Genomic DNA, 26,148 nt, shown 5'->3' on the forward strand with positions numbered 1-26,148 from the left:
TTTTCACCCGTCAGGCGGACGAAATCTGTGCGTCGCGCAAAAACCTGATCGAGAAGACCGCCGGTCAGCGCGCTCAATAGCTCAACCGCAGACCGATGCTGACCGTTCGCGGCGGGCCGTATCCGGCGACGCCCGTGCCCGTTTCCGACACCTCGACATCCTCATTGAACAGATTGTCCGCCGCCATCCAGAGGGTCGCGTTCGGCGTGAAGGCCCACTCTGCTCGTCCATCCAGCGTCACGGCGGCGTCCAGCACCCGGCTGTTCAGGTCGTCATCGAACCGGCTCGATTCGTAACGTGCCGCCAGGGCCAGGGTCAGTCGATCGGTCGCGCGCCAATCCAGCCCGGCCGTGGCGCTCCACTCCGGCGCCTGTGCGGGGCGCAGGCCGGTCAGCTGCGCGGCAGACGATCCGCCGGCGATCTCGGCGTCGGTCCAGGACGCAGCGGCGTTCAGCGACACGGCTGACGACAGGTCCAGCGCCCCCGTCAGTTCCACGCCCCAGGCGTCGATGGTCCCGGCGTTCTGGCGCTGGCGCAGCACCCCGCCCGCCGGCACGAACCCGGCGCGCGGGAAGGTCGCCGGCCCGGCCCCGAGGGTCACATTGACGATGGCGTCCTCGATCTGATTCCAGAACACCGATGCGCCCCAACGCACGCCCTCGCGGTCGAACGCCAGGCCCGTCTCCACGCCTTTCAGCGTTTCCGGCGTCAGGGCGGCGTTGGCCTCGGTGATGTCGTTGCCCACGCGGAATGGCCTATGCAGTTCGTTCAACGTGGCGGGCCGGAACCCGGAATAGGCCGCCGCCCGCGCCGCATAGCCGCCGCCCAGATCACGTCGCACGGCCAGACGCGCGCTGACCACCTCGCCTGACCGATCCGGATCGCTTTCGTTCAGCAGGACGGCGCCGGTCGCCAGGGTGTTCTCCTGACGGAATCCGCCCGTATTCTCCCATCGATCCACCCGCAGTCCGCCGGCCACCAACCATTCGGCCGCGGTCCAGGACGCATCGACATAGGCGCCGGCCACCGCCGTCTCCCCGCCAGCACGCCGAATGCGGGTGAAGCCCGCGCCGGTCGGATTGCTGAACAGTTCGTTGGTTTCGCCGTCGTTGAAGCGCGCATCGGCGCCCAGCTCCCATTCCAGCCGTCCGCCCGCGAAATCCGCCATGCGACGGCGCAGCGCCGCATTCAGCCCCCATCCCGTCGCGGGCGTCTTGAACTGATCGTTGGCCGGCGTCGTGGTCGATCGGTCGGCCGACACCGAGGCCGAACTGTTGGCCAGATTGCTGTCGATCCGCCACGCCTGTAGCCGCCATCCATAGCCATCGGCCGTCGGCGTCTGCGCCGCCGTGGCGCTCAGGCTGTGCCCGCTGGCGTTGGCGCGCGTTCCCGCCAGACCCGATCCGCGATCCTCCTCCCAGGTCGCCGCCCGGACCGACAGGTTCGCCTGTCCGAGGGCCGTATCGACCCGCAGCGCTGCACTTCGGCTGTCGAGATCCAGCGGCGTGTCCGCGGCGCCTGCCGCCGGCCCGCGCACCGGCACATAGCCGTCGCTGACTTCGCGCAAACCGCTCAACGTCACCGCCAAAGGTCCCAGTCGCGTGGACGCCGACCCGGCCGCCCGCAACCCGCCCCGCTCGGACGCGGACATATCCAGCGCGCCGCCTTTCGCGCGTTCACGCAGGGTGATCGTGCCCGTCAGCGCGCCTGCGCCATACGGGCCCGAGCCCGCCCCCCGGATCACGTCCAGACTTTCCAGGGAGTCCGGCGTCGCCTGGGACCAGATGACCCAGCCGCCGAACGGATCATTCAGCGGCACGCCGTCCAGCAGCACCAGCGTCCGTCCTGCCCCGGACGGCGCGACGGCCCTCAGCGAAATCCCTTGCGTGGTCGGATTCGCCGCCGCGCTGCTGGTGCGCCGAAACAGCGACACCGCGGGCACGGATCGCAACGCCTCGTCCAAACGCGACGACCGCGACAGCACCGACTCATCGATCCGCACCACCGAAAACGCAGCATCGGCCGCCGCCGGCGGCAGACGCGCGGCTGTGACGACGATCTCGGGCAAGGCGGTGGGCGTGACGGGGGGAGGAACGTCCTGGATCATGCGCCGTCAGTAGGCGGTCGTTCGGCCACATCAAAGCCCGGCGACCGGAAACGCACGGAAAAGCGCGAGACAGATCGCCGCCCCCTCGATAACAACCGTATCGAACGGTCCGAGGGGGAAGCACGTGGGTCTGGGAACGCTCGTCAGGGGTCTGATCTTCGGCAAGGACGCCGACCGCAGGCGACGATCCGCCAAGGCGGCGCGAATCCGCGCCTTGCCCGACCGCCGCGTGATGGCCGAGAACTATGTTCCGGCGTTGGCGGCCGACGGCGGGCGGATTCTCTGGGTCGGATGCCGCGAATACACGCTGGACGACTACGCCTTGCTGGAGGCGAAGGGCGGCGAGGTCTGGACCACAGATATCGATCCGGCGGCTGCACGCTGGGGCCGCGAGGGGCGTCATCGCACCGGCGACGTTTGCGAGGCGGATCGGCTGTTCTCGGACCTGACCTTCGACGCCGTCGTCTGCAACGGCGTGCTGGGTTATGGCGTCGACAGTCCCGCCCAGCAGCAGCGCGCTTTGAAGGCTCTGGCGGCCGTCCTACGCCCCGGCGGTCGCCTGCTGCTGGGCTGGAACACCGACAAGATCGCCGATCCCGTCGCCGCCGGATTGACTAACGCCGACTTCCAAGCCGCGCCCCTGGGCGACCAGCCGACGCGCGTGCGGTTCGACGCGGTCACCCACGTTTACGACAGCCTCATCCGAAGGGGCTGAAGCCTAGCCCAAAGCCCTAGCCCTGAAGCCGGGTCAGGGACGCCGCCGGCCCGAACAGAGGACGTCGGCGCAGCATCGGCTTCGGCGCGACGAACGCCTTGTCGACCAAGGCCTCGCGCAAGGCGTCCAGCTCGGCCGCGCGCGCGGCCGGCGAATGCACCCTCTCGACATAGGCCTGCCCGCCACGCGCCAGGGCCAGACGTTCATCGGGGTTGTCGACGAGACGCATCATGGCGCTGGTCAACGAGCCGGCCTCCTCGACGTCGACATACAGCGCATATTCGCCGCTGGCTTCGCGCAGGCCGCCGCGTCCCGACGAGATCAGCGCCGCGCCCGCCGCATGGGCCTCCAGCGCGGCCAGTCCCAAGGCCTCGCGCACCCGCGACGGCGTGACCGCGATGGCGGCGCGCTGCGTCATCGCCCGCACCGCGTCCAGCGACGCCGATTTGTGAATTTCGACCCGGTCGCCGAACCGCTCGAGCAGCCGCACCTGAGGGGCAGCCCAGTCCTGATGCTTGTCCCAGTCGCCCAGCATCAGTGCGCCGCGCCAGTCGGGATGGCGATCCAGCGTCTCGGCCAGAGCGGTGCAGAACAGGTCCAGCCCCTTGTCCTTCATCGCCCGTCCCGCAAACAGGATCAGCTTCTCGCGCTGCTCGGGCGATGCACGCCAGACGTCGCTTTCGATCGGATTGCAGACCGACGAAACACGCCCGGCCAGACGCGGATAATCCGTTGCGAACTCTTCGCCCGCCGCCCGGCTGACGAACACCAGCCGGTCGAACCGCGCGAGGCGTCGACCGTATCGCAGACGTTCGATCAGGTTGCGCGACGGCTTGATCCGCGTGTGGCGATAAAGAACGTGGATGGCGTTCGGCAACTGCCGCGCCAGCTCCGACGCCGCCTTAAGCTGTTGATGATATTCCACGATGTCCGGCGACACTTTCTTCAGAACGTCAACCACCGCCGCATTTCGCGCCTTGCGGCCCAGTCCGGCCGGCACCGTCACCATCTGCACGCCGGACGGCGTCGGGCCGCCGGCATCGGCGATCAGCGTCACCAGCCGGTTCAAACGGCTGTGCGCGGACAGCGTGCGCACCACTGTCTCCATCGAGTTGGTCTTGGCCGGACCGAAGGTACAGCCTCGCGGCAGAACGACGGCGATACGCATGGTCTAGCCTTCCTTCCGAACGGAAGCGGTCTCGAAAATCTTGGGATGGACGGCGGCGCCGGTCGCGCGGCGACCGCGCGGCCCGTTCAGGCCCAGCAGCCGACGCGCCTTGAACCCGGCCTTCAGCCAAGGCTCCGCCGATGACTGGCGGATGCTCTTCACGTCGATGAAGGTGACGTCGCCGTGACCGGACAGGGTGTGAAAACCGTCGCCGTACCCCTCCAGCAGATGCCCCGGCTCGAACCGTTTCGCGACCACCGCCGAAAACGCGTCAGGCGACAACACATCGATCCGCAGCAGATTGATCGCCGCGCCATAGGTCACAGCGCAGTCCTGCACCGGCAGATGAAGCGCGCCGTCGTGCACGAACGCTGACCCGCCCGGCCGCGAGGTCTGAAAACCGCTCAGCACCGGATTGGTCGAATGCGGCCTCCAAGGCCCCATCAGGCTGTCGGCCCAGGCGATATGCAGTTCTCGCATCGCCCGGTCGTCCGGGCCGGGCAGCGCATGGAACATCCACCACCGGCCGTCGTGCTTGACCACCGTGGCGTCGATCGCAGCCGCCTCGCCGATGCGGGCCACCGCCTCCCACTGATCCGGGAAACGGACACAGCGATACAGGATCAGCCCGCCGCTCTTGTAGCCTTCCGGCAGCATGTAGAGTTCGCCGCCGTCCTCGATCAGCGTTGGATAGGACAGGTGCCAGGGCTCGGCCAGGGCCACGCCCTGCCTCACCAGCCGGTCGTCGGCGTCATACTGTCGATACTGAATCTCGCCGCGGCGCACATGATAGTCGAACGCCTCGACGAAGACGGTCAGCACCCTGTCGCGCGTGATGCCGAACGGGTCCGCGACATAGGCATGCGGTCCGCAGTCCGGCAGCCAGACGATCTCGTCCGCGCGCGGCTCATGGTCAATGAAGCTGCTTAAAGGACGGCGGATAAAGCCCGAGCGCCAGAGATCAAACACGACGACGCCCTAGCCGACCGAAAGAACCGGGGCCGTCGTGCCGTCATGTCCTGCAAACGCGCGCATCTGGGTCCCGCTCGTCGCCGCGACACGGCGCCTTCATGACAAGGACGCCGCCGACCAACCCTTGCCTCATGAAAATCGTCACGGCATTGAAGGTCTTGGCCCCGTTTGGCTGCACGAGAGGACTTCGCCCGTTTGACCGCGCCTGCCGCGCATCCGCTGATCGCCGCCTATCTTGAGCAGCGCGAGGATCTGGCCCGGTTCTGCCGCGCGCGGCTGGGCGGCGCGTCGGGCGATGTCGATGATGTGCTGCAGGACATTTATCTGAAGGTCTCGACGCTCGATCTCGACCCGCCGCCGGACAATCCTCGCGCCTTTCTGTTTCGCCTGACCTCCAACCTGCTGATGGACCGCTGGCGATCCGGGCAACGGTCGGCGAACCGCGACGCCCAATGGCGCCAGTTGAACCACGAGACCGGCGCCGCCGAAGACCTGGACGCGGCCCCTTCGGCCGAGGCGGTCGTGGCCGGGCGCGAGAAGCTGGCGCGCCTTCTCGCCGCCCTAAACACCCTGCCGCCCAAGACGCAGACAGTCGTTCGCCTGCACAAGTTCGATGGCGTCAGCTACGCCGACGTCGCCGTCCAAATGGGCATTTCACGCAGTTCGGTCGAGAAGCACATGATGGACGCGCTGCGCGTTCTTTCCCGCAAGGTTCAACCGTGATGCCGGTTCTTTTCACGCCCTGGGGGAATTTGTCTGAAGGTGAAAGCTTGGCGGCGCCGTCTTGCTATCAGGAGGCGCGTTCCAAGGCGTTCCTCCAGGCTGGGATCGGATGACCGCACAAACCGACATCGAGGAGAAGGCGCTGCACTGGTTCGTCGTCCTGCGTGACGACGAGGCGCCCGAATCCGCCTGGCTTGAGTTCCAGGACTGGCTGGAGGCGTCGCCGACCCACGCCGCCGCCTATGACGCCGTCGAGCGTCTGTGGGTCGATCTGGACGCCCCTGCCTCGCCCGCATCAACAGAGACCCCGGTTATCGACCTCGCCGCCGCGCGTGCCCGTCGCGCCAAGACGCGTTCGCCCTGGCTAGGTGCGGCGATCGGCATCGCCGCCAGCGTGATGCTGGTTTTCGGCCTGTTCCTGTGGCTCACGCCGGGCTCGCAGGTGTACGCCACCACCGACGCGCCCCTGACGGTTGCGCTCGAGGATGGTTCGCACGTCTATCTGAACCGCCATTCCACATTGGACGTCCGGTTCGACGGCGACAAACGTTCGGTCTCGCTGACCGAGGGCGAGGCCGCCTTCGACATCGCTCACGACCCGGCCCATCCGTTCATCGTCGCCGCCAGAGATCATCAGGTCGAGGTGCTGGGCACCGCCTTCAACGTGCTGAACCATGGCGACCGTTTCGCCGTCGCCGTCGAACGGGGCGTCGTCGCCGTGACACCCGTCAATGCGCCCAAGGTCCGACTGGTCGCCGGTCAGGCGCTCGCGCAGAGCGGCGAGCAGGCCCCAGCCCTGTCGCAAGTGTCTCCGGACCAGACTTCGCCCTGGCGACAAGGAGTTCTCGTCTATCGCAACCGACCGATGACTGATGTCGCGGACGATCTTTCACGTTATCTCGACAAGCCGGTCGTGCTATCGACATCGGCTCGGGCGCTGCGGTTCACCGGCGCCCTTCGCATTGGCGACGAGGCCGTGATGTTGAAGCAGTTGCAGGATTTCGCCCCCGTCCGCGTGGACGCCTCGACGCGCGAAGTCCGCGTCAACGCCCGTGAGGCCGGTTAAGGGCGGGCGGCCCGAACGCCTCGGCCTGTCCAAGCCACACGCCGCCGCCCTTCTTCCCAGTCTCTTTCTGCTCGCCACGACGGCCCTAAGCACGCCGGCGCAGGCGGATGCGCGCCTGATCGACATCTACATCCCGCGCCAATCCGTGGACGACGCCCTGCTCGACCTGGCGCTTCAAGCCCGCGTTTCACTGGGCGGCAGCCTGACCTCGTGCGTCGGCGTCAGCCCCACGATCAGCGGCAGGATGTCGCTGGACGCGGCCCTTACGCGATTGCTGGCGGGCAGCGGATGTCGCTACGCCATCCGCCAGGATGGCGCTGTGATCATCAGCAGGCAATCGAGCACGGCGCCCGCTTCCTCTCGCCCGGTCGCCCCACGCCCGGCCGCTCCTGTGACGCCGCCCGAAGACGTGGCGCAGGTCAGCGAAGTCGTCGTGACCGCCCCGCGCCGCCCCGAACTGATCCAGTCCTCGTCATCGGCCATGACGGCGGTCGGCGCCGAACGCATCGTCCGTGCTGGGGTCACGGGCATGCAGGGACTGGACAGCCTCGTCTCCGGCATGACGGTGACTAATCTCGGCCCCGGCCGGAACAAGATCCTGCTGCGCGGCATATCGGACGGCGTCTTCACCGGCCTGACCCAATCCACCGTCGGCCTGTACCTCGACCTGACGCCGGTGACATACGCCGCCCCGGACCCGGATCTGAAACTGATCGACATCGACCGGGTCGAGGTGCTGCGCGGACCGCAAGGCACGCTGTACGGCACCGGCCCCATCGGCGGCGTCGTGCGCATCGTCACGCGCGCTCCGGCAATGGGCGAAGAATCCCTGTCGCTCTCGGCGACCCGGTCGCGCACCGACGGCGGCGGCTGGAACTCCGACTATGGCCTGGTCGCCAACCTGCCGATCGCCGGCGACCGCGCCGCGATCCGCGCGGCCCTCTATGGCGAGACCTACAGCGGCTATATCAACGACGTCGAACTGAACCTGCGGCGGGTCAACGAGGGCACGCGGCGCGGCGGCAGGCTGTCCGCTGCGCTGGAGATTTCGCCCGGCTGGACGGCGCGCGCCGGCGTCGTCCACCAATCCATTGTCACCGAGGACACCCACTACGTCTATCGCGGCCTCGGCCCGCTGAGGCGCGCTAATCTGGTCCGAGAACCGCACCAGAACCGCTTCGACCAGGGCTCGGCCTCGATCGAGGGTCGCGGAGCCTGGGGCCGGCTGAACGCGTCGGTCTCGGTCGTCGAGCACGGCTTCAAGAGCCGCTACGACGCCTCCAGCGCCCTTCGTCGCTTCGGATCGGGCTGGCGCATCGGCGCACTGGACGAAGGCAAGGACATCCATCTGGTCGTCGGCGAGGCCAACTTCGCCTCTCCCGATATCGGTCGCTGGCGCTGGTTGGCCGGCGGCCTGGTGTCGTCCAACACCACACGCACCAATCCCGTCCTGTCCGCCCTGACGCCCGAGCCTCGCGCCATCTATTCCGAGGCGCGGCGCGATCGGCTGAATGAGGCAGCCGTTTATGGCGAAGCGTCGCTGGACCTGCCCTACGACCTGACCCTGACTGCCGGGGCCCGCTACTACGCCTTGGAGTATGACACCACCTCCCTGGTTCGACAGTTCACCCGATCGCGATCCTTCGACGGCCACGGTGAATCCGCCGGCTTCACGCCCAAGATCGCCCTCGCGTGGCAGCCTAGCGATCGCCTGAACCTTTCCGCCCTTGTCAGTCGTGGCCACCGGGCCGGCGGCTTCAACACCGCAGGCGTCATCGGCCAGGACTTCAGCGGCCTGTCAGATTCACCGGCACGCCAATACAAGCCGGACAGTCTGTGGAACGCCGAGTTGGGGGCCAAGTACCGGTCGGCGGACGGTCGCGCGCGTCTTCGCGCCGCCATCTACGCCGCGCGCTGGCGCAATGTGCAGAGCGATCAGTTTCTGCCCAGCGGCCTGGCCTATGTCGTCAACGTCGGCGACGGCGCGGACAAGGGCTTCGAGGTCGAGGCCAACTGGCGTCCCTCTGAGACGCTTGAGCTGTTCGCCAACGGGCTCGTCGCCGACCCGCGCATCACCTCGCCCAGCGCGCGTTTTGATTCCCGTCGCGACGCGAGCTTGCCCGGGGTGCCTCGGGCTTCTGCGAATATCGGCTTTAGCTGGCGGCGTCCGCTGGGCGAGCGTCTTGAACTTTTGGCCGACGGCGGCCTGTCCTACGTCGGTGCGTCGCGCCTGACGTTCGATGGACGCCAGCAATATCGAATGGGCGATTACGGCACGGGAAGACTGGCCTTGGGCGTCGAAGCGTCGGCATGGACCGCGACGGTTTTCGTAGACAATCTGTTCGACACGGAAGCCAACACCTTCGCCTACAGCGACCCTTTCCGCCTCCCCGACGCCCAGGCCATCACGCCTCTGCGTCCTCGCACGATCGGCATGACCCTGAGGTGGGCGTCGCGATAGCCAAACCCACCCCTGCGCTTCAATTGGTCTCTATTCTCGCGTTGCGCTTTGCGACAATGACGCCCCCGCCGTCACGCGCAGAGAGCCGCACACCACCCACAAACCGCCATAGACGACCGCGAGGCCTGTCAAAATGGCTGCCAAACCTGAGACTTCTGAAAGGCTGGCGCCCATGGCGTTCAGGCGAACAAAGGCCTGAACGGCAGCGGTGGACGGTGAAAAATGCGCGAGCCAGACGAGACCTTCAGGCATCATGAAATGCGGCCACGCAGCGCCTGACAGGAAGAACAAGGGCGCGGAAGTGCCGACTAGAACCTGCAAGACCCGTTCGTGGCGATCGAAAAGCGCGCCTAGAAGCAGACCCACAGCGGCCACCGCCGCTGAAAATATGGGCGCCAGCAGTAGGACGCCGATCAGATTGCCTGCGCGGGGATAGTCCTGAAACCAGAACACGAAACCGAAATAGAAGAGGCTGGAGGCTGTCCCAAGCGCCGTAAGCGCCAGCCACAGACCCAAGCGCGCGCTGCGTTTCAGCCTAGGTGCGCCGGTTTCTCGACGCACGGCTGTGATCACGCCGGCTCCCAGCAATAGCGTCTGCTGCAAGATGATCAAACTGACCGCCGGCACGGCGTAACCGCCGTAGCCCTCCGTCGGGTTGAAGAGGGAAACCTGCTTCAGGGTCGGCGCCAATCTGACGGCGCGGGCGATATCAGGCAGCCCTTTCAACTGCGCCTCGGCGACCTGCGCTGTTGCGGCGGCGACGGCTTTGCCGACCGCTGTGACACGAACCAGATAGCCGCCGTTCAGCCAGATGGCCACGCCCGTCGGCGCCCCCCTGAGCAGATCGGCCTCAAAACGCTGAGGCAGGACGACGACCCCGTCGACCACGCCGCGCCGCATCAGTTCAAAGCCCTCAGCAGGGGATGAAATCACGGCGGCGACCTCGATCTCGCGCGACGCATTCAGGTCTTCGACAAGAGTGCGCGTCAGCGTTGTCTGCGTCGGTGTCGCTATGGCGATGGGCAGTCCCGTCGCGGCCTGTCCGGCATAGGCGGCCGGATAGTAAAAGGCGTAAAGGACGACGGCCAGGATCAGCAGACTGCTGACCGGCCGCGCACGCGGCAAGTTCCGGAACGTCGCGGCGAAGGCGGCGATAACGCCCTGTTGCGGGAGCGGAAAGTTCAAATTCTCCGGCTTTGGGACAAGACGCGCTCGTACTCGGATGAAAAGCGCCGAAACGATCAGACCGAGCACGGTGACGCCGCTCAGAATCATCAAGTCTCGCCATGCCGATGCGGAAGTCTCACCCGTGACCAGCTGGCCCGTCTGCAGCCGTAGATAGTGCGTATAGGGAAGGATATCGCTCCAGATCCGAGCGAAGCGCGGCCCATGGTCCAGCGGGAGAGTGCCGTTGGAAAAGGCGATAGCCGCACCCGAATAGATGGCGGTGGCCGAGAACGCCATATCCACCTCGCCAAGCGCGGCGACCAGAAAAGCCGACAAGACAACGCTCACCGCCATCAAGGCGAGTATGCCAAGGATCAGCAAAGGGAGAGAGCCTGCTACACCCCAGCCCCGGACGCCGCTGAGCCAGGCGATCCAGGCCAACCCCCACAGGCTGAAGACCACGAAGTGCGGAATGAGTCGCCCGATCAGAGCTGTTGTCGTGAAGCCGCGCGTCTCGGCCTCGAAGCGCTTGAAAGAGCCGCCTTGCATTTGCCGACCAACCGCCAACACCGCGGAACAAGCCGCCAGCAGATGAAGGACCCCCGGCGCCAGAAGTCCGCCGAGAAAAAGCTCGAAGCTGAGCTGCGGATTGCCGACGATCGACACCTGGACAGCGGGGAGTTGCAATGCGGTTTCGGGCAATCCTCTCTGGCGCGCGCGTTCTTGCAACTGCTTGCCGGCCGCTGATGCGATGGCCGCGCTCTGCCCCAAGGCCGACAAGGCGCCGACCGTCTGGAAGGCGCCATTGAACGACACGGTCACCTGTTCCGGCCGACGAAACGCCCCGTCAGAAAAATCTGCTGGAAAATGAGCGACGCTGTAAATCTCGCCCCGTCGCATCAAGGCCATGGCCTCCGTCATCGTCGCCGGAGCATGGGTCACGCGAACACCGGCGCTCGCCTCCATGTTGCGAATTGCGGCGCGGCTGAAGGCCGAATTGTCTTGATCGACCACGGCGACCGGGGCCTGACGGATCACTCCAGGGGCCAGCATCGCCGCGATGACCATCAGCAGGATCAGCGGCAGGCCAAAAGCGACGAATGCGTCCCACCGTCGGGTCACCAGGACGCGCGCCTCGTCCCGAACGGCCGATACGAAGACGGCCGCGAGGCGTCTCACCGTGCGGACCAATCGAACAGCACGCTCATGCCAGGCCTCAGGCCGCTGACAGGTCGAACAGGCTTGGCCTTGACCTGAAAGCTTCGCACGTCATAGCCGCTCGACTGCCGGGTTGAGCGCCAGGTGGCGAACTCGCCCTGAGGATTGATGGCGGTGATCCGGAAGGCGACGTCAGCGAGGCCGAGTGCGGGCACGTCGCCACGCACGATCGCGCCGATTTTCAGATCGCGAAACTGATCCTCGCGCACACTGAAGGTAACCCACGGGTCGCCGATGTCCACGATTGTGAAGACTGGCACGCCCGTGAGCACGAGTTCGCCGACATTGGCGAAACGCTCCGCAACCTCGCCGTCGTTTGGTGCAAGCAGTCGTGTCTCACCCTGGAGGCTTTGGACCTCGGCGACGGCGGCCTGCGCGCCTTGCACATTGGCGTCGGCAACGGATTTTTCCTGCGGCCGTGTCCCTGCCAACGCCTTCAGATACTGCTGGCGGGCGGCTTCGGACTGCGAGGCTGTAGCAGCGCGAGCGGCCACGGCTTCGTCACGGCGTTGGGCGGAAATCACGCCTTCGGCGAACAGGTTCTCCGCCCGCCGCGCAGTCTGGTCCGCCAAACGAGCCGTCGCCTGGGCGGCGCGCCAGACGGACTCGACCGACTGCACATCCTCGCGGCGAGCGCCTTCGAGGCTCATCGACTGAATGGCCTCACTCGACTGAAGCAGGGCCCGGGCCTGAGCCTCTTTTGCTGCAACCTCCGGGCTGCTCATCAGAGCCAACTCTTGACCTGCCTTCACCTGATCGCCCTCTGAAGCCAAGAAGCGCTCCACGCGACTGGGCACCTTGGTCGCAACAGTGAAGGTCTCCGCCTCGACCATGCCCTGAACCTGATCCCTGGCAGGACGGGCCGCGAGGAAGAGGCCCACGATGATGAAGCCGATCAGCAGCACGAGGCCGACGCCCACGATCACAGGCAGAATACGTCGCCGTGCAGACGTACGACTGGCCGCGATGGTCGGCGCACCGTTTGTCGGGGCATCGGCAAAGGGAGGCGTCTCGCTCATGGCGCGCTTATCCGGTCTTCGCGTTGCAGATAGTCGTTCAAGGTCAGATCGCTTCCCGACGCCGCCAGCAAGGCGGCCAGGCTGAGATCATATTCGTAAGCTGCTGCTGCGCGTTGCAAACGCGCGGCACCCAGAAGATTGCGGGCGTCCACGACCGAGGCGGCTGTGGCCTCGCCTTCACGGAACCCAACCTCCTGAACTCTAAGATTCTCGCTGGCGGCCTCCAGGCTGCTGTCCATGCTCAGAAACTGACGACGCGCCAACTCCGCCTGATTATAGGCTCGCGTGACCAGCAATCGGGCGTCGTCTCGGGCCTGTCGTTCCACCTCCGCAGCCGCCGAGGCCTGGGCGCGTGCGGCCCCCAACATGCGTCGTCGATCCACCGTCGAAATCAGAGTGTAACGGGCGCCGATCCCAACCGCCCAATCCGGCTCGGTCGGCAGAGCGTCGTCTGGGTTCAGGTTGTAGGTCCCGAATGCATAGACGGACGGCTTCATTCGTGACGCCGCGAGATCGGCGCCCGCCTCGGCCAGATCGCGCCCGGCTTGAGCCTGCGCAAGGCGAGCGTTCGTCTGGCTTGCCTGGTCAAGAAACACGCCGGCTGGACCGATTGGGTCACGGTTTACGAACAGGGGCGTGGTTGGAACGACGGCGCCATTGGTGTCAACGACCCTGGCGAGGGACGCCACGGCGTTGTCGTGCTCCAGTTCGGCCCTGTTGACCTGCCGCTGAGCCGCATCGCGGGCGACTTCGACCTGAAGCGTCTGGGCGTGGCTGAGCACGCCTTGCGATTCCAACAGTCGAGCGTTGCGCAAATGCAGATCGAAGCCGTCACGGGTCTCGCGTGCGATCTTCAGCGCTTCGGCGGCCAGCACCTGGCCAAAGTACGCCCGCGCCAGATTTACGTCCTCCAGACTGACCGCTTCCTGCTGCTTCGCCTGCGCCATATCCACATTGGCCGCCGCCGCTCGTCGTAAGGCCGGAATTGCGCCGCCGGTATAGATCGGCTGAAGCGCCGTCACCGTGGGGCGAAAGGTCGTGTCGTCAACCTGCAATCGGACGTCTTGCGGCAAGGCGGCGAAAATTTCGGGAAGCGCCGCTTCCAGCCGCTGGCCGACACTTTGCAACACGTCACCCGGCACACCGGGCAAGTCCGCGATGAGCCCAGGAATGGCGGCGCCGAGCTCGGCCTGTGCGCGGTCCAGCGTGTCGCCCAGCGAGAGATCGAATGTCTTGCGATAACGGATCAACTGAGCATCGAGCGCTACGGTCGGCCGATTCAGCCCGGCAGCCACATCCGCCTGGGCCCTGGCGGCCTGCATCCCATAGCCCGCAGCGCGACCGAGACTGGAGTTGGAGCGAACACGTTGTTGAGCGGCCGCATAGGTCAGAGCGACTGTAGCGTCGCCCTGGGCCGCCTCTTGGGGCGCGGCCTGAACTTGGGAGACCGCCGCAAGGGCGTTCGGCGCTGATCCGGCCAAAATGCCGACTGCAACCGCCCCGATCCAAGCTGCACGCATCGTTTCACCCCGCCTTCAGCAATGAGAAACTATCCGAAGCTTAGCCGCTCGGTCCAGCAGCACCGCACCGCTCGACGGCGAATGACGTTGCACTGTGTTTGCCGCCCTCCCGCATGCTCGTGCCCGTCCATCTCTATGGGCGAAGATTTGCGCCAGCATTAAAATGCTGACGAGCGACTTAAGCGCCGGTCGCCGGAAAGACGGCAACCTTCCTCCGGACGTGTCGTTGTCAGAGCCTCTTCCCTTCGGCCGCAACCGCGATCGTCATTCCGCAATCCAAATCAGAGAGATCGCCATGCCGGTCATCGTCGTCACAGGCGCCAGCGCCGGCATCGGTCTCGCCATCGCCGACCGGTTCGCCCGGGCCGGATGGCAGGTCGTGGTGATCGCCAGACAGGCTGAACGGCTTTCCGCCGCCGTCGAGCAACTGAAGCAGTCGGGCGCTCGCGTGATCGGCATGGCGGGCGATGTGTCCGATCCGGAGTTCGTCGAGCAGGCGGGCCGCAGTGTCGTGGATGCTTTTGGCGGCATCGATGTCTGGGTCAACAACGCGATGTCCACGGTCATCGGGCGCAATGAAGATCTGACCGACGCCGACTACCGACGCGTCGTCGAGACGACCTATCTGTCTCAAGTCTACGGAACGCGAGCGGCGCTTCGGGTCATGCGGCCGGCGGACAAGGGGGCGGTGATCCAGATTTCCTCAGGACTGGCGCTGCGCCCTGCCCCGCTGCAGGCGGCCTATTGCGGCGCCAAGGCCGCCGTCGACGGGTTTACCGAGGCCATTCGGGCAGAACTGATCGCCTCAGCCTCCAACGTCACCCTGACCACCGTCTATTTGCCGGCCGTCAACACGCCCCAGCCCCTGTGGTCGCGCAACCGGACAGATCGCGCGCAAGTCATTCCCGATCCTCTGTTCGATCCCAGGCTGTGTGCCGACGCCGTCTGGTCGGCCGTGCAGCGCCCCAGCCGCAAGGTCTTCGTGGGTCGCACGACCTGGTTGATGGCGCTGGCGCAACAGTTCACGCCGGCGCTGGCGGATCGCCAGGCGGCCAAGATGATCACAGCGCAGCAAGGCGACCCGCAACTTCCCCGCCTGGGCAATCTCGACCGCCCGGAGGAAGGCCCGGCGGCGATCGACGGCGCGGACACCGAACGGGTCGTCAGACCGTGGATCGGTTTCGTATCCAGCCGCCAGATCACAGCGCTCAAGGTCGCGGCGGTCGGCGTCCTTGCGGGCCTTGCCGTAACGGCTGGCTTTGCGATCGGATCGTCCAAACGATGACTGAAACGGCCTTCGCGCCCGATCCCGCGCGTTCATCGCAGACGCTCCGTCCCGACGGCTATGTGGCTCTCGAAGACTATGGCGTTCTGGGCGAGGGTCGGACGGTGGCTCTGTCGGCGCTGGATGGCGGCATTGACTGGTGGTGCGTGCCGGCGATCGATGCGCCGCCGCTTTTCGACCGCCTGCTGGATCCGGAGGGCGGCCGGTTTTCGATCACGCCGACCGGGTCCTTCACGACGACCCGCCGCTATCGTGCCGACAGCAATGTTCTGGAGACGGAGTTCATTACCGCCACCGGGCGCGCGCGCCTGACCGAGAGCCTGAACAGCGGCACGGCCGGTCGTTTGCCTTGGTGCGAACTGGCCCGCCGAATCGATGGCCTAGAGGGCGAGGTGACCTTCGCCCTGGACATGCGTCTGGGGCGTCGCGGCGACACGGCCAATCCGTATCATTCCAAGATCGGCGAACACACGGTCTTCCACGTCGAACGGGTGCTCGGCCTGTTCGTCCATGATCCGCGCATCTCCTGCGAGTGGTCCGACGAGGGCATTGTCGGAACCATCGTTGTCGGCGCAGGCGAGCGGCGCACGGTGGCCATCGTCGCCGGGCGGGACGAGCCGCTGGTCGTACCCTCCATCGAAGAGATCGACGCCCGCATCGACCTGTCGGATCAGGAATGGCGGGACTGGGCGGCGCGCTTGAACTGCCCCGGCCTGTATCGGGACGACTTCATCCGCAGCGCCCTGGCGTTGAAGTTGCTGCTGTACTCGCCGTCGGGCGCCATCGCCGCGGCGGCCACGACCTCCCTGCCCGAGCGTCTGGGCGGCGACAAGAACTGGGACTATCGCTACGCCTGGCTGCGCGACGCCGGCTATACGATCGAAGCCTTCCTGGCGGCCGGCGCCCAGGCGGAGGCCAAGGCCGCCTTCAGTTGGCTGCTGATGCAGCTGAAGCGCCATGGCGCCAAGGTCTGCTACAGCCTGGACGGCGCGCTCGTGCCGCCGGAAACGCATTGGGACATGCCGGGCTATCAAGGCTCGCGTCCTGTGGTCACCGGAAACCGGGCCGCAGAGCAGGCCCAGCACGGCGTATTCGGCGACATCTTCGAGACCGCCTCGCGCTTCGTCGGCTGCGGCAACATCCTCGACAGCGCCAGCGCCCAGCAGTTGTCCGAACTGGCGGACCAGTGCGCCGACGCCTGGCGACAGCCGGACGCGGGCATGTGGGAGCTGGAGGATCAGCAGCACTACACCATGTCCAAGATCAGCTGCTGGCAGGCCCTGGCCCGCGCAGTCGAACTGGCGGACGCCGGACAACTGCCGACGACATGCCGGGACCGCTGGCGGCGAGAGCGCGACCGGATTTTCGAATGGGTCGAGACGCATTGCTGGTCCGAAAGCCTTCAGGCCTTCGTCATGTATCCGGGCAGCGACAAGCTGGACGCCGCCCTGGCCTTGGCTGTGCGTTTCCGGTTCGATGGCGAGGAGCGGCTGCGTGCGACCCTAGAGGCGCTGGATCGCCATCTCGGCGCCGGCGTCTTCCACTATCGCTATTCCGGCATGCAGGCCGAGGAAGGCTGTTTCATCGCCTGTTCCTTCTGGATCGCCGAAGCCTGGGCGACGCTCGGCGAACCGGACAAGGCCCGCGCCCGCATCGACAGCCTGCGCGAAGCCCTCAGCGGCCGCTGGGGCATGCTGACCGAGATGATCGATCCGAACACCGGCGCCTATCTCGGCAACATGCCGCAGGGGCTGAGCCACCTCGCGCATCTGACCGCCCTGACCGCCGTCGGCAAGGCGCAGACCACTTCCCCCCAGCCCGAAACGGAGACGTTCCATGACTGATCGACTGACCCTTCAGGATCCGCGCGAGCAATATCCAAAGCCGCCCTTCCCGCGCCAACCGCAGCCCGTGCCCGGCGAAGCGCGCGAGATGGACCCAAAGCCCGATCATGGCGAGGACAGCTACCAGGGTTCCGGCAAGCTGAAAGGGCGCAAGGCCCTGATCACCGGCGCGGACAGCGGCATCGGCCGGGCGGCCGCCATCGCCTATGCCCGGGAAGGCGCCGATGTGGCCCTCTCCTATCTGCCGTCCGAACGCAAGGACGCCGGCGAAGTCATCGCACTGATCGAGGCTGAAGGCCGCAAGGCCATCGATCTGCCCGGAGACATCACCGACGAAAACTGGTGCCGGCAGATGGTCGAACAGGCCGTGTCCGAGCTGGGCGGACTGGACGTCCTGGTCATCAACGCCGGCCGCCAACAGTATCGTGAGGACATCTCGCAGGTGACGTCGGAAGACTTCGACAAGACCTTGAAGACCAACCTCTACGCCATGCACTGGATCGCCCAGGCGGCCGTCCCGCATCTGCCGGCGGGCGCGTCGGTCATCACCACCGCCTCGATCCAGGCCTATGAGCCTTCGGCCATCCTGCTCGACTACGCCACCACCAAGGCGGGGATCGTCGCCTATACGAAGGCCCTGTCCAAGCAGCTGATCGAAAAGGGCATACGCGCCAACGTCGTGGCGCCCGGCCCCTTCTGGACGCCGCTGCAATCGTCTGGCGGACAGCCGCAGGACGCCGTGATGAAGTTCGGCGAACAGGTGCCGCTGGGTCGTCCGGGCCAGCCTGTCGAGATCGCCCCGGTCTATGTCCTGCTGGCCTCGCAGGAAGGCAGCTACATCACCGGCGAAGTCTTCGGCGTCACCGGCGGCATGGGCGTCGCCTGACAAGACAAAACCGGCGGCGGGATCGTCCCGCCGCCGGTCTCTCTTTCTCGGCCCTACGACTAGCCGGCGATGGTGGCGACCGAGCCGGAATCCACGCGGATGCCTGCGCCGTTGATGAAGCTGGCGCGCTCCGAACACAGGAAGGCGACGGCTGCGGCCACCTCCTCCGGCTTGCCCCTGCGATCCAGGGTCATGCCGGGGCGTTCTTCCTTCAGGAAGCTCTTGATCGCCTCCTCGAAGGTTTCGCCGCGTTCCTCGGCGCGCTTCTTCATCATGGCGTCGGTCATCGGGGTGGCGATGAAGGCAGGCGAGACCGTGTTCACCAGCACATTGTCGCAGCCGTAGGCCTTGGACAGACCCTTCGCCAGGCTGAGAATGCCGGCCTTCGAGGCGCAATAGGCCAGCTCATCGACATAGGGTTGGACCGCATCCTCCGACGCGAACAGGACGATACGGCCCCAGCCCGAACGCCGCATGGCCGGAATGGCCTGACGGCACATCCGCACCGCGCCCATCAGATTGATGTCGAGCGTCTCCAGCCAACCGGCGTCACCGACATCCAGAAAATCGCCGGTCGCGCCGGTCACGCCCGCTGCGTTCACATAGATATCCGGATCGCCCATGCGGTCTCGGACCTCCGCCCACAGGCGTTCGACATCGTCGGCCTTGGTCACGTCGCCGGTCACGCCGATGCATTCGCCCAGCGCGGAAAGTTCCTGGACAGCTTCATCCAGCGTGCCGTCCGGCTTGTCGGTCAGGGCGACCCGTACGCCGGCTTCCAGCAGCAGCCGCGCCGTCTCCTTGCCCATGCCGGAATCGGCGCCGGAAATGAGGGCGATCCGCCCCTTGATCCCGAGGTCCATCACAAATCTCCTGTTCGTTGACGTTCGAGGAAGCGATCGGCCGTGCGCAGGGCGACGGCCATGAGGGTCAAGGCCGGGTTGGCCGAAAGCGCGCTGGGGAAGACGGAGTTGTCGCAGACGTACAGATTGTCGATCTCGACGCTGCACCCGTCGCCATCGACGACCGCCGCGTCCGCCTTGTCTCCCATCCGGCAGCCGCCAATGGTGTGCGCCGACCGGGCCACCGCGAAGATGTCCTCGGCGCCGGCGGCGGTCCAAATCTGCGTCATGATGCGCCGGGCATGGGCGTCCAGACGCCGCTCGTTTTCGCCATAGCTGAAGTCGATCCGCGCCTTGCGCAGCCCGACGGCATCGACCTCATCGGACAAGGTCAAGCGATTGTCGTCGTTCGGCAGACACTCTCCATTGATGCCGATCCCGGCGAGCCGGCGATAGTTGCGCAGCGTATCCACCAGCGGCGCGCCCCAGAGGCCCGCGCCGCGCGCGAACCCGCCCGCCAGGGTGACCGGCATGACGCCAAGGCTTTGGATCAGATAGCCGCCGGCGAAGTTCGCGTCTGACGGACGCACCATGTCTTCGCTGATCAGGGAAGAGGGATAGCCGCGGTTCATCGACATGTCGGCGTCGAACCGGCCCCAGACCTGGGTCGCCACATGGGTCATGAAGTTGCGGCCGACCTCGCCGCCGGCGTTGCCTAATCCCCAATTCAGCAGCAGGCGCGGCGTCTCGACACCGCCCGCACAAAGGAACAGCGCTCGACAGTTCAGCCGATGATCCTGCCCGTCGCGACGATAGATCACGCACTTGATCCGTTCACGGGCGTCACGCTCCACGCCTATGGCCCGCGCGTTGGCGATGATCCTGGCGCCGTTGGCTGAGGCCATCGGCAGAAAGCTGTTGTCCGCGCCGCCCTTGGCGCCGGTCCGGCATCCCTGGTGGCAGGCGCCGCAGTTGACGCAGGCCATGCGGTAGGGCGTCGTCCCCGCCTCGCGATCGCGGGACAGCACGGCCGCCGGCGCATCCGTAACGGTCAGCCCGACGGCCGTCGCGCCACGGGCCATCGCGTCCGCCGGGGCGTTGCGCGGGACAGGTGGATAGGTGAACTGTCGCCCGCCCCACGGATAGTCGGCCGGGCCTGAGACCCCGATCACCGTCTCTACAGTCTCGACATAGGATTTCAATTCGTCCCAGCCGAACGGCCAGTCGCGCCCGCGCCCGGTCTCCGAGGCCAGCGTCAGATCACGGGGATCGGGTCGCGGGCAGAAGGCGCCCCAGTGGAGAAGCGAGCCGCCGACGCCCTGGCCGGAGTTGTTGGCCCCAAAGGCAGTCGGGTCGCGCCCTCCGCTGAGGCGCTCCTCCATCCAATAAAGGTCTGCCGTCGTTTCGTCGGGCGTATGCTCCGCCGGATCGAAGGCCCGCCCTGCCTCCAGCACCGTGACAGATAGCCCAGCCATCGCCAGCCTGGCCGCGATCGGAGCCCCGCCGGCGCCGCTGCCGATGATGACGACATCGGTTTCACCGGCCGTCCTTGCGGGCGCGCTCAAGCTACGCCCTCCATCGGCAGACGCCAGGGTTCGGTGCGGTTTGCCGCTGTCTGGTCGTAGCCTTGGAATTGTCCTTCGCCACCCGTGGCGAAACCGTCGTAACCAATCTGGGCCCAGGTGGCCGGCAGCGACATCCACAGGCGCGCGACCTCGGAGACGACGTCCTGGAACCACAGCCTCATGGCGTCCGCCGAAAGCCGGCCAGGCTCGCCCCATTCGCCCTGTGAAATGGCGCGCAGGATGTCGTCCTGCCGATCGGGGGCCAGGGTTGCGAACTTCGGCGCCATGGCGGCGATCTCATCCAGCCCGCGTCGCCAGGCCTCGGTGTCCGACGGAAGATCGGCGAACCGCCACCCATCGCCCTGTCCGCTGGAGAGCCCCACATCCAGACGCCGCGCCAAATCATCCGGATCGCCTGTACCAAGCAGAATGCGCGCGATCATCGCCGACAGCACGGCGCGGTGGGTCGGGTTCAGGACGCCGCCGTCAGCTGGCGCCGGACCGAAGTGACGGTTCAGCATTGCGTGTCGTGTGCGATCCGACACGCGATCGGACCCGATTAGACCGACGAACCGTGGAGGCAGCGCAAAAGGACCGACCTTCTCGATGAATTCTAGGACCAAGCCGGCGAGACGGTCCGGCTGTTCTTGAGGGATCAGGTGCGCCGCATCCGGCACGACCACCACATCAGATGTGCGGTAGTGGGGGGCGTTGAACCGCCGCTGCGCCCCCTCGCCCAAATCGCCATCCTCCGCGCCGGCGATGATCAGGGCGGGGAAAGGCAGGTCGCCGACCTGACCGGACCAGTCCTCGCGCGATCCTTCGGCCAGCCATCCGCGCCAGGCTTGTGGGCTGGACCGCGTGAAATCGGCCAGCGCCTGATCGAAGGCGGCTCGCGGCAGGCCGGCGGCGGTATTAGCGTCGATGAACTGGCGTCCCCGATCCTCGATCCTTGTCGGATCGTCGAACCAGGTCAGCATATCCGCACGCCTGCTCTCGTCCATCGGCTCCGGCGAGGGTGGCGATCCAGCGACCAACACCACGCCCAGCAACCCGCTCAGACCCGCCGCCCCGTCACGCGCCCGCGCGGCGATCAAGGTCGCAAACTTGCCGCCCATGCTGTGGCCGACAAGAATCCAGCGCGCGAGAGCGAGATCGGTCAGCCGGCGGTGCAGATCGTCGAGCACGGCTTGGACATCGCCATAGCCTTCCTCCGCCCTGTCTCCGAACCCTGGAAGATCGATCGCGACCGGAAGCACTTTATCGGGAAGCCGGTCGATCACCGCGTCCCAATCGTGGCGGCTTGAGCCCAAGGAATGAAGGAAGACGACAGTGAGGCGGGTGTCTGTGGGCATGCAGGGGCTTTTCGAAAGCGAAGGCGCGAAACCCCGTCCTTGTCGGTCGGCGGTCATCGATCAGCGCGCCACCGGCGGAATTGCTCCCAACAAAACAGAACCTGGACGCCGAAACCGGCTCGCCCCCCCTGCTCTCAAGCCGCCGCCAATTCGGTCAAAAGCTTCTCGATGAAGACTGCGTCGTGCGGTTGATCGTTGGCGGCGTCGATGATCATGCGGTCCTCCGACCAGCGCCGATCATCGCGCAACGGCAAGGACGCTTCCATGCCGGGTCGACGCGCCGCTGCGATCCGCAACGCCGTCGCCTTCGGTCCCGACACGATTTCCGTGACGCCCGCATCACGGGCGAGCGCCGCCAGGCGACGGCCGGTAAACAGGTCCTCTGCCGAGTCGGGTAAAGGACCGAACCGATCTTCGGCTTCGTCTCGCAGGGCGTCGACATCTTCCGCCGTCGCAGCGCGCGCCAACCGGGCGTACAGATTGATGCGCACGGTTTCGTCGGGAATGTAGTCCGCCGGCAGATGCCCTGTCGCGCCGACGTTCAGGCTGGGAGAGGCTTGGTCTGGATCGGGATCGCCTTTTGCAGCCGCGAGCGCCCGAGCCAGGACGGCCTGATAGAGGGCCGAGCCGATCAGCCTGACATGTCCGGCCTGTTCCTCGCCCACCAGATCGCCGCCGCCGCGCAGGTCCAGATCGCGCCCGCTGATCGCGAAGCCCGCCCCCAGTCGGTCCAGCGCCTCCAGCGTCTGCAGGCGGGCTTCCGTGGCCGCCGCCATCGGCGTTTCAGGATTGGAAAGCAGATAGGTGAACCCCTGTCGCCGCCCCCGGCCGACACGCCCGCGCAGCTGGTGCAGTTGCGCCAGGCCGAACCGGTCCGGCCGCCAGATCAACATCGTATTGGCGCGTGGCACATCCAGGCCGGTCTCGATGATGTTCGTGGCCAGAAGCACGTCGCCCTCGCCGTCGGAGAACCGGCTCATAACCTCGTCGATCGCGGACGGGGACATGTCGCCGTGCGCCGAGACCACCGACAGCTCGGGCGTCAGGGTCTCCAGGCGTTCCGCCAAGGGTTCCATATCCTCGATCCGCGGCACGACCACGAAACTTTGCCCGCCCCGCGCCTTCTCGCGCATCAGCGACAGGCGAACCGCCCCGGCGTCGAACGGGGTCATGAAGGTTCGGATTGGCCGACGTCGCGCAGGCGGACTAGCGATCAGGCTGACGTCCTGAATGCCGACCATGGCGCTTTGCAAAGTCCTCGGGATCGGGGTGGCCGACATCGACAACAGATGCGGCGCCTTCTCTGCCAAGGCAGATTTCATCTGCGCGCCGAAACGGTGCTCCTCATCGATGATGACAAGCCCGAGGTCGGAAAACGCCAACCCCTCCGACGCCAGGGCCTGCGTACCCACAACGACGCGCATGGAGCCGTCCGCCAGCCCTGCCTTGACCGCCCGCGCCTCCGCGCTGTCTGCGGCGCGCGACAGGTGGCCGACCTGAATGTCCGTGTCCTTGAACCGCCTCTTAAACACCTCGAAATGCTGGCGCGCCAGAACGGTGGTCGGGGCGACGACGATGACCTGTCTGCCGGCAAGGGCCACGGCCGCCGCAGCGCGCAGGGCGACCTCAGTTTTGCCGAAACCGACATCGCCGCAGACGAGCCGGTTCATGGGCTTGCCGGACCCCAGGTCCGACAGGACCGCTTCGATGGCGCGCGCCTGATCGGCCGTTTCGGGGAAGGCGAAGCCGGCGGCGAACCGGGCCAGCGCCTGACGCGGCGCGGTGATCGGCTCGGTCCTCAGCGCTGCACGCGCTTCGGCCCGGGCGGACAGGGCCGCTGCGGCCTCGTCGATCTGCGCGCTGACCTTGGCGCGACGCTTGAGCCATCCTTGGGTGTTCAGCCGATCCAGCGACACCGCGTCCGGCTCCGAGCCGTAGCGCCAGATTTTGCCGAACTCCTCAATCGGCGCGAGAATGGTTCCTCCGCCATGATACTCGATGCGCAGAACGTCGCGCTCGACACCATCGGCTTCGACCCGCTCCAACGCCTTCAGCACGCCCAACCCGTGGTCTTCATGGATAACCACGTCGTCCAACCGCAGTTCTGTCTCTCCGAACGCATTGTTCGTGTCGCCGGATGCTCGCGCGATCCGGCCGCCGAAGATGTCCGAAGGCGTCAGGACGACAAGACCGGTCGCCGATTGCCGGAAACCTGTATCAAGATCGGCGGTTACGACCGCGATCTGCCCGGGCTCCAGTGGCGCGATCGCGCTCCAGCTCTCGAGCGTCACGGGCGTATCGATATCGTGGCGACGCAGCAGGCGTAGAATGATCCTGTGCTCATGAGGCAATCCGGTAAGCACAATGCGATCGCCCGCCTCGCGCCGCTCCGAAATGAATTGTTTCAGGGCCCGCCCCGGCGACTTCTCCAATGCGAAGGCCGGCGTCGACGCCCAACCCTCGACGCTCAGGGGTTTGGTGCCTTTCAACGCCAGCCGAACGTCCTTTTCCGTCAAATAGAGGCTGTCGGGTTTCGCAGGACGCGCGCCCTCGCTGAACCGCAGGCGCGTGTCATAGGCTTCGGCCACATGGGCGCGAATGCGTTCGAACCGATCCTGAACGTCCACGTCGGTCAGGATCATCGGCTTGTCGAGGAAATCAAACAGGGTCGTGGAGGTCTCAGGATCGATCGACGGCCCCGTGTCCTGATGGTCGGCCTCGTCATCCTCGGGCGACCGGTCGCTCCACTCAGCCGCCGGGGTCAGACAGATCGTCTCGATCTCGGCGCCCCGGCGCTGCGACACGGGATCGAAGGCGTGGATCTCGATGATCCGATCCGCCTCGTCCAGGGCGATGCGATAAGGCGTGGCGGACGCGGGCGGAAAGACGTCGACCACCGCGCCAAGCAGAGCGTACTCGCCGGGTTCATCGACCCGCTCATCCGCCGCATAGCCCGTATCGGTCAGAAACGATTCCAGGGCTTCGCGATCCAGCGCCTCGCCCGCCGAGAGCAACAAGCGGGCCTTGATCCGTTCGCGCGACGGCGTCCGCTGCACGATCGCATCGGGCGAGGCGACCAGGAACACAGGCCTTGTGCCGGCTTCGTTCAGGGCGGCCAGGACCGCCATCCGCCGCCCCATGCTCTCGCGAGACGGCTCGGCGCGGTCGTAGGGTAGGCAGTCCCAGGGCGGCAGGACCAGCACCTCGGCGTCCTTCACCATCGGTGAGAGGGCCGCCGCAATCTCATCGGCGCGACGTTCGCTGGTCGCGATGAACACCACCGTCTGCGATCGTTTTGCCTTCATCTCGGCAAGTCCAGCCGCCACGGCCGCCGCCGGCATTTTCCAACGCTTGCCGTCGTCCTGCTCGGGCGCTGGCCCTCCAACGAGGACCTGCTGGCCCGTGGCGGAAAGATCGGTTTCGGCAGGCGACGATTTCATCCTCGCTCAACCCCGTGGTCAGCCAGTAGTTGCGCCCGCTTCCGTACCCTCAGTCGTTTCGGCCGCCAGAGCGCCGGAACCGTCCTAGAAGGAAGTTGCAGGATCTTTTCGTGCGGCGGCTATTTCGGCCGTGGCCGTATCGACCGCATGGCCTCAGCCACAACAAAACGATGGAACGCTGTCATCATTCGCGCGTCTCGGACAAACCGGCGAACCAGTCCGCATATGGAGTGTTGCGCACATGCGCCGATTGAGATCCGGTGAGCCTTCGTTCCACCACACGGGCCCCCGCTCGCCCAGTCCCACCTTGGCCTTGTCTACGCTCCGCCGCGATGCGGCCAGAGCATCTGAATCCTCAGCCGCCAGGGCCGTCCGCACCGCCCGGCGCGCCGACATCAGATCATGCACCAGTTCGTCCCTCGCCGCAGCCGACAAGGCAGGATTGGCGCATCGCCAAAGCCGGCCTCGCACCACGAAGTAACGGCCGTCTGGAGTCGTAGGGTATCGGAAAGGCTTCTTCATCGTCGGGACACCGCGCAGCGCGCCCGATGGGCGCCGCCCAGAGGGTTCAAGCTCCTAAGTGATTGAGCTAGCGCGATCTGCAGGCTTGACAGAACCTCCTCGAACTAAGGCGCCTCATCTCCAACAAACCGTCGGGGATTCGTCATCGTTATCAGCGCATAAGCTAGCACCTCGTGCGCTCCGCCCGTGCCTTCGCTCAGCCTCAGTCTTGTCGGACGACGAACTTCCCAGCGGCGTCTGTGGCAGACCGATATCCAAAGAGATGCTGTTCAA

17 protein-coding genes are annotated in these 26,148 nt (G+C 66.4%); 7 read left to right on the plus strand and 10 right to left on the minus strand.

What is annotated here, in order from left to right; translation table 11 throughout:
• Positions 1-73: 73 nt before the first annotated feature.
• Positions 74-2,107: a TonB-dependent receptor gene (locus tag E7T10_RS12825; RefSeq protein ID WP_137722109.1), complete on the minus strand. Its 2,034-nt coding sequence runs from the start codon at positions 2,105-2,107 to the stop codon at positions 74-76.
• 124 nt (positions 2,108-2,231) lie between these two features.
• Here E7T10_RS12825 and E7T10_RS12830 point away from each other — a divergent pair, with 124 nt between their 5' ends.
• Complete coding sequence (locus E7T10_RS12830) at positions 2,232-2,822, plus strand: bifunctional 2-polyprenyl-6-hydroxyphenol methylase/3-demethylubiquinol 3-O-methyltransferase UbiG (protein WP_246846013.1); 591 nt, start codon at positions 2,232-2,234, stop codon at positions 2,820-2,822.
• A gap of 16 nt (positions 2,823-2,838) precedes the next feature.
• Here the strand turns inward: E7T10_RS12830 and E7T10_RS12835 are convergent, their stop codons facing one another.
• Together E7T10_RS12835 and E7T10_RS12840 are read right to left on the minus strand one after the other, a co-directional pair.
• Positions 2,839-3,990 (minus strand): glycosyltransferase family 4 protein, encoded by a 1,152-nt coding sequence (locus tag E7T10_RS12835; protein WP_137722110.1) that lies wholly within the window; start codon positions 3,988-3,990, stop codon positions 2,839-2,841.
• A gap of 3 nt (positions 3,991-3,993) precedes the next feature.
• Positions 3,994-4,959 carry a hypothetical protein gene (locus tag E7T10_RS12840; protein WP_137722111.1) on the minus strand — a complete coding sequence of 322 codons (966 nt, stop codon included), beginning with the start codon at positions 4,957-4,959 and terminating at the stop codon, positions 3,994-3,996.
• Positions 4,960-5,157: 198 nt separating this feature from the next.
• Here E7T10_RS12840 and E7T10_RS12845 point away from each other — a divergent pair, with 198 nt between their 5' ends.
• The 3 genes from E7T10_RS12845 to E7T10_RS12855 all read left to right on the plus strand — a co-directional run bounded on the left by E7T10_RS12845 (position 5,158) and on the right by E7T10_RS12855 (position 9,212).
• The gene (locus E7T10_RS12845; RefSeq protein WP_246846014.1) at positions 5,158-5,685 is read left to right on the plus strand and encodes an RNA polymerase sigma factor; all 528 of its coding nucleotides are present in this window, start codon (positions 5,158-5,160) and stop codon (positions 5,683-5,685) included.
• A gap of 109 nt (positions 5,686-5,794) precedes the next feature.
• Entirely contained in the window at positions 5,795-6,751 is a 957-nt protein-coding gene (locus E7T10_RS12850) for a FecR domain-containing protein (RefSeq protein ID WP_137722112.1), read from the plus strand.
• Positions 6,738-9,212, plus strand: coding sequence for a TonB-dependent receptor (locus E7T10_RS12855; protein WP_137722113.1), 2,475 nt, complete (start codon positions 6,738-6,740; stop codon positions 9,210-9,212). Before E7T10_RS12850 ends, E7T10_RS12855 begins: the two co-directional genes overlap by 14 nt.
• Positions 9,213-9,242: 30 nt before the next feature.
• Here the strand turns inward: E7T10_RS12855 and E7T10_RS12860 are convergent, their stop codons facing one another.
• From E7T10_RS12860 to E7T10_RS12870, 3 genes are read right to left on the minus strand one after another with little or no spacing between them, the layout of a single operon-like run.
• Positions 9,243-11,570 (minus strand): ABC transporter permease, encoded by a 2,328-nt coding sequence (locus E7T10_RS12860; RefSeq protein ID WP_246846016.1) that lies wholly within the window; start codon positions 11,568-11,570, stop codon positions 9,243-9,245.
• Positions 11,555-12,616 carry an HlyD family secretion protein gene (locus E7T10_RS12865; RefSeq protein WP_246846017.1) on the minus strand — a complete coding sequence of 354 codons (1,062 nt, stop codon included), beginning with the start codon at positions 12,614-12,616 and terminating at the stop codon, positions 11,555-11,557. Before E7T10_RS12865 ends, E7T10_RS12860 begins: the two co-directional genes overlap by 16 nt.
• Positions 12,613-14,136 carry a TolC family protein gene (locus E7T10_RS12870; RefSeq protein WP_137722114.1) on the minus strand — a complete coding sequence of 508 codons (1,524 nt, stop codon included), beginning with the start codon at positions 14,134-14,136 and terminating at the stop codon, positions 12,613-12,615. The genes E7T10_RS12865 and E7T10_RS12870 overlap by 4 nt, the downstream gene beginning before the upstream one ends.
• A gap of 94 nt (positions 14,137-14,230) precedes the next feature.
• Between E7T10_RS12870 and E7T10_RS12875 the strand changes: the two genes are divergently transcribed.
• From E7T10_RS12875 to E7T10_RS12885, 3 genes are read left to right on the plus strand one after another with little or no spacing between them, the layout of a single operon-like run.
• Positions 14,231-15,421, plus strand: a complete 1,191-nt coding sequence (locus E7T10_RS12875; RefSeq protein ID WP_210416105.1) for an SDR family oxidoreductase — start codon at positions 14,231-14,233, stop codon at positions 15,419-15,421.
• Complete coding sequence (locus E7T10_RS12880) at positions 15,418-17,265, plus strand: glycoside hydrolase family 15 protein (protein WP_137722116.1); 1,848 nt, start codon at positions 15,418-15,420, stop codon at positions 17,263-17,265. The genes E7T10_RS12875 and E7T10_RS12880 overlap by 4 nt, the downstream gene beginning before the upstream one ends.
• Positions 17,258-18,151 (plus strand): SDR family oxidoreductase, encoded by an 894-nt coding sequence (locus E7T10_RS12885; RefSeq protein ID WP_137722117.1) that lies wholly within the window; start codon positions 17,258-17,260, stop codon positions 18,149-18,151. The genes E7T10_RS12880 and E7T10_RS12885 overlap by 8 nt, the downstream gene beginning before the upstream one ends.
• Before the next feature lie 59 nt (positions 18,152-18,210).
• On the opposite strand, the gene E7T10_RS12890 is transcribed toward E7T10_RS12885, so the two are convergent.
• From E7T10_RS12890 to E7T10_RS12905, 4 genes are all read right to left on the minus strand, one after another.
• Positions 18,211-19,014 (minus strand): SDR family NAD(P)-dependent oxidoreductase, encoded by an 804-nt coding sequence (locus E7T10_RS12890; RefSeq protein WP_137722118.1) that lies wholly within the window; start codon positions 19,012-19,014, stop codon positions 18,211-18,213.
• On the minus strand, positions 19,014-20,558 hold the full coding sequence (locus E7T10_RS12895) for a GMC family oxidoreductase (RefSeq protein ID WP_137722119.1): 1,545 nt from the start codon (positions 20,556-20,558) through the stop codon (positions 19,014-19,016). The genes E7T10_RS12890 and E7T10_RS12895 overlap by 1 nt, the downstream gene beginning before the upstream one ends.
• Positions 20,555-21,913: an alpha/beta hydrolase gene (locus E7T10_RS12900; RefSeq protein ID WP_137722120.1), complete on the minus strand. Its 1,359-nt coding sequence runs from the start codon at positions 21,911-21,913 to the stop codon at positions 20,555-20,557. Before E7T10_RS12900 ends, E7T10_RS12895 begins: the two co-directional genes overlap by 4 nt.
• A 134-nt stretch (positions 21,914-22,047) precedes the next feature.
• Positions 22,048-25,353: a helicase-related protein gene (locus tag E7T10_RS12905; RefSeq protein WP_137722121.1), complete on the minus strand. Its 3,306-nt coding sequence runs from the start codon at positions 25,351-25,353 to the stop codon at positions 22,048-22,050.
• Between the last annotated feature and the right edge of the window lie 795 nt (positions 25,354-26,148).

Source organism: Brevundimonas sp. SGAir0440 (assembly GCF_005484585.1).
Lineage (GTDB): Bacteria > Pseudomonadota > Alphaproteobacteria > Caulobacterales > Caulobacteraceae > Brevundimonas.

What these genes read in the sequence shown, in the direction of transcription:
- E7T10_RS12825 (WP_137722109.1), bottom strand. Translation starts at nt 2,107, where the DNA reads ATGATCCAGGACGTTCCTCCCCCCGTCACGCCCACCGCCTTGCCCGAG.
- E7T10_RS12835 (WP_137722110.1), bottom strand. Translation starts at nt 3,990, where the DNA reads ATGCGTATCGCCGTCGTTCTGCCGCGAGGCTGTACCTTCGGTCCGGCC.
- E7T10_RS12850 (WP_137722112.1), top strand. Translation starts at nt 5,795, where the DNA reads ATGACCGCACAAACCGACATCGAGGAGAAGGCGCTGCACTGGTTCGTC.
- E7T10_RS12865 (WP_246846017.1), bottom strand. Translation starts at nt 12,616, where the DNA reads ATGAGCGAGACGCCTCCCTTTGCCGATGCCCCGACAAACGGTGCGCCG.
- E7T10_RS12870 (WP_137722114.1), bottom strand. Translation starts at nt 14,136, where the DNA reads ATGCGTGCAGCTTGGATCGGGGCGGTTGCAGTCGGCATTTTGGCCGGA.
- E7T10_RS12880 (WP_137722116.1), top strand. Translation starts at nt 15,418, where the DNA reads ATGACTGAAACGGCCTTCGCGCCCGATCCCGCGCGTTCATCGCAGACG.
- E7T10_RS12885 (WP_137722117.1), top strand. Translation starts at nt 17,258, where the DNA reads ATGACTGATCGACTGACCCTTCAGGATCCGCGCGAGCAATATCCAAAG.
- E7T10_RS12890 (WP_137722118.1), bottom strand. Translation starts at nt 19,014, where the DNA reads ATGGACCTCGGGATCAAGGGGCGGATCGCCCTCATTTCCGGCGCCGAT.
- E7T10_RS12900 (WP_137722120.1), bottom strand. Translation starts at nt 21,913, where the DNA reads ATGCCCACAGACACCCGCCTCACTGTCGTCTTCCTTCATTCCTTGGGC.
- E7T10_RS12905 (WP_137722121.1), bottom strand. Translation starts at nt 25,353, where the DNA reads ATGAAATCGTCGCCTGCCGAAACCGATCTTTCCGCCACGGGCCAGCAG.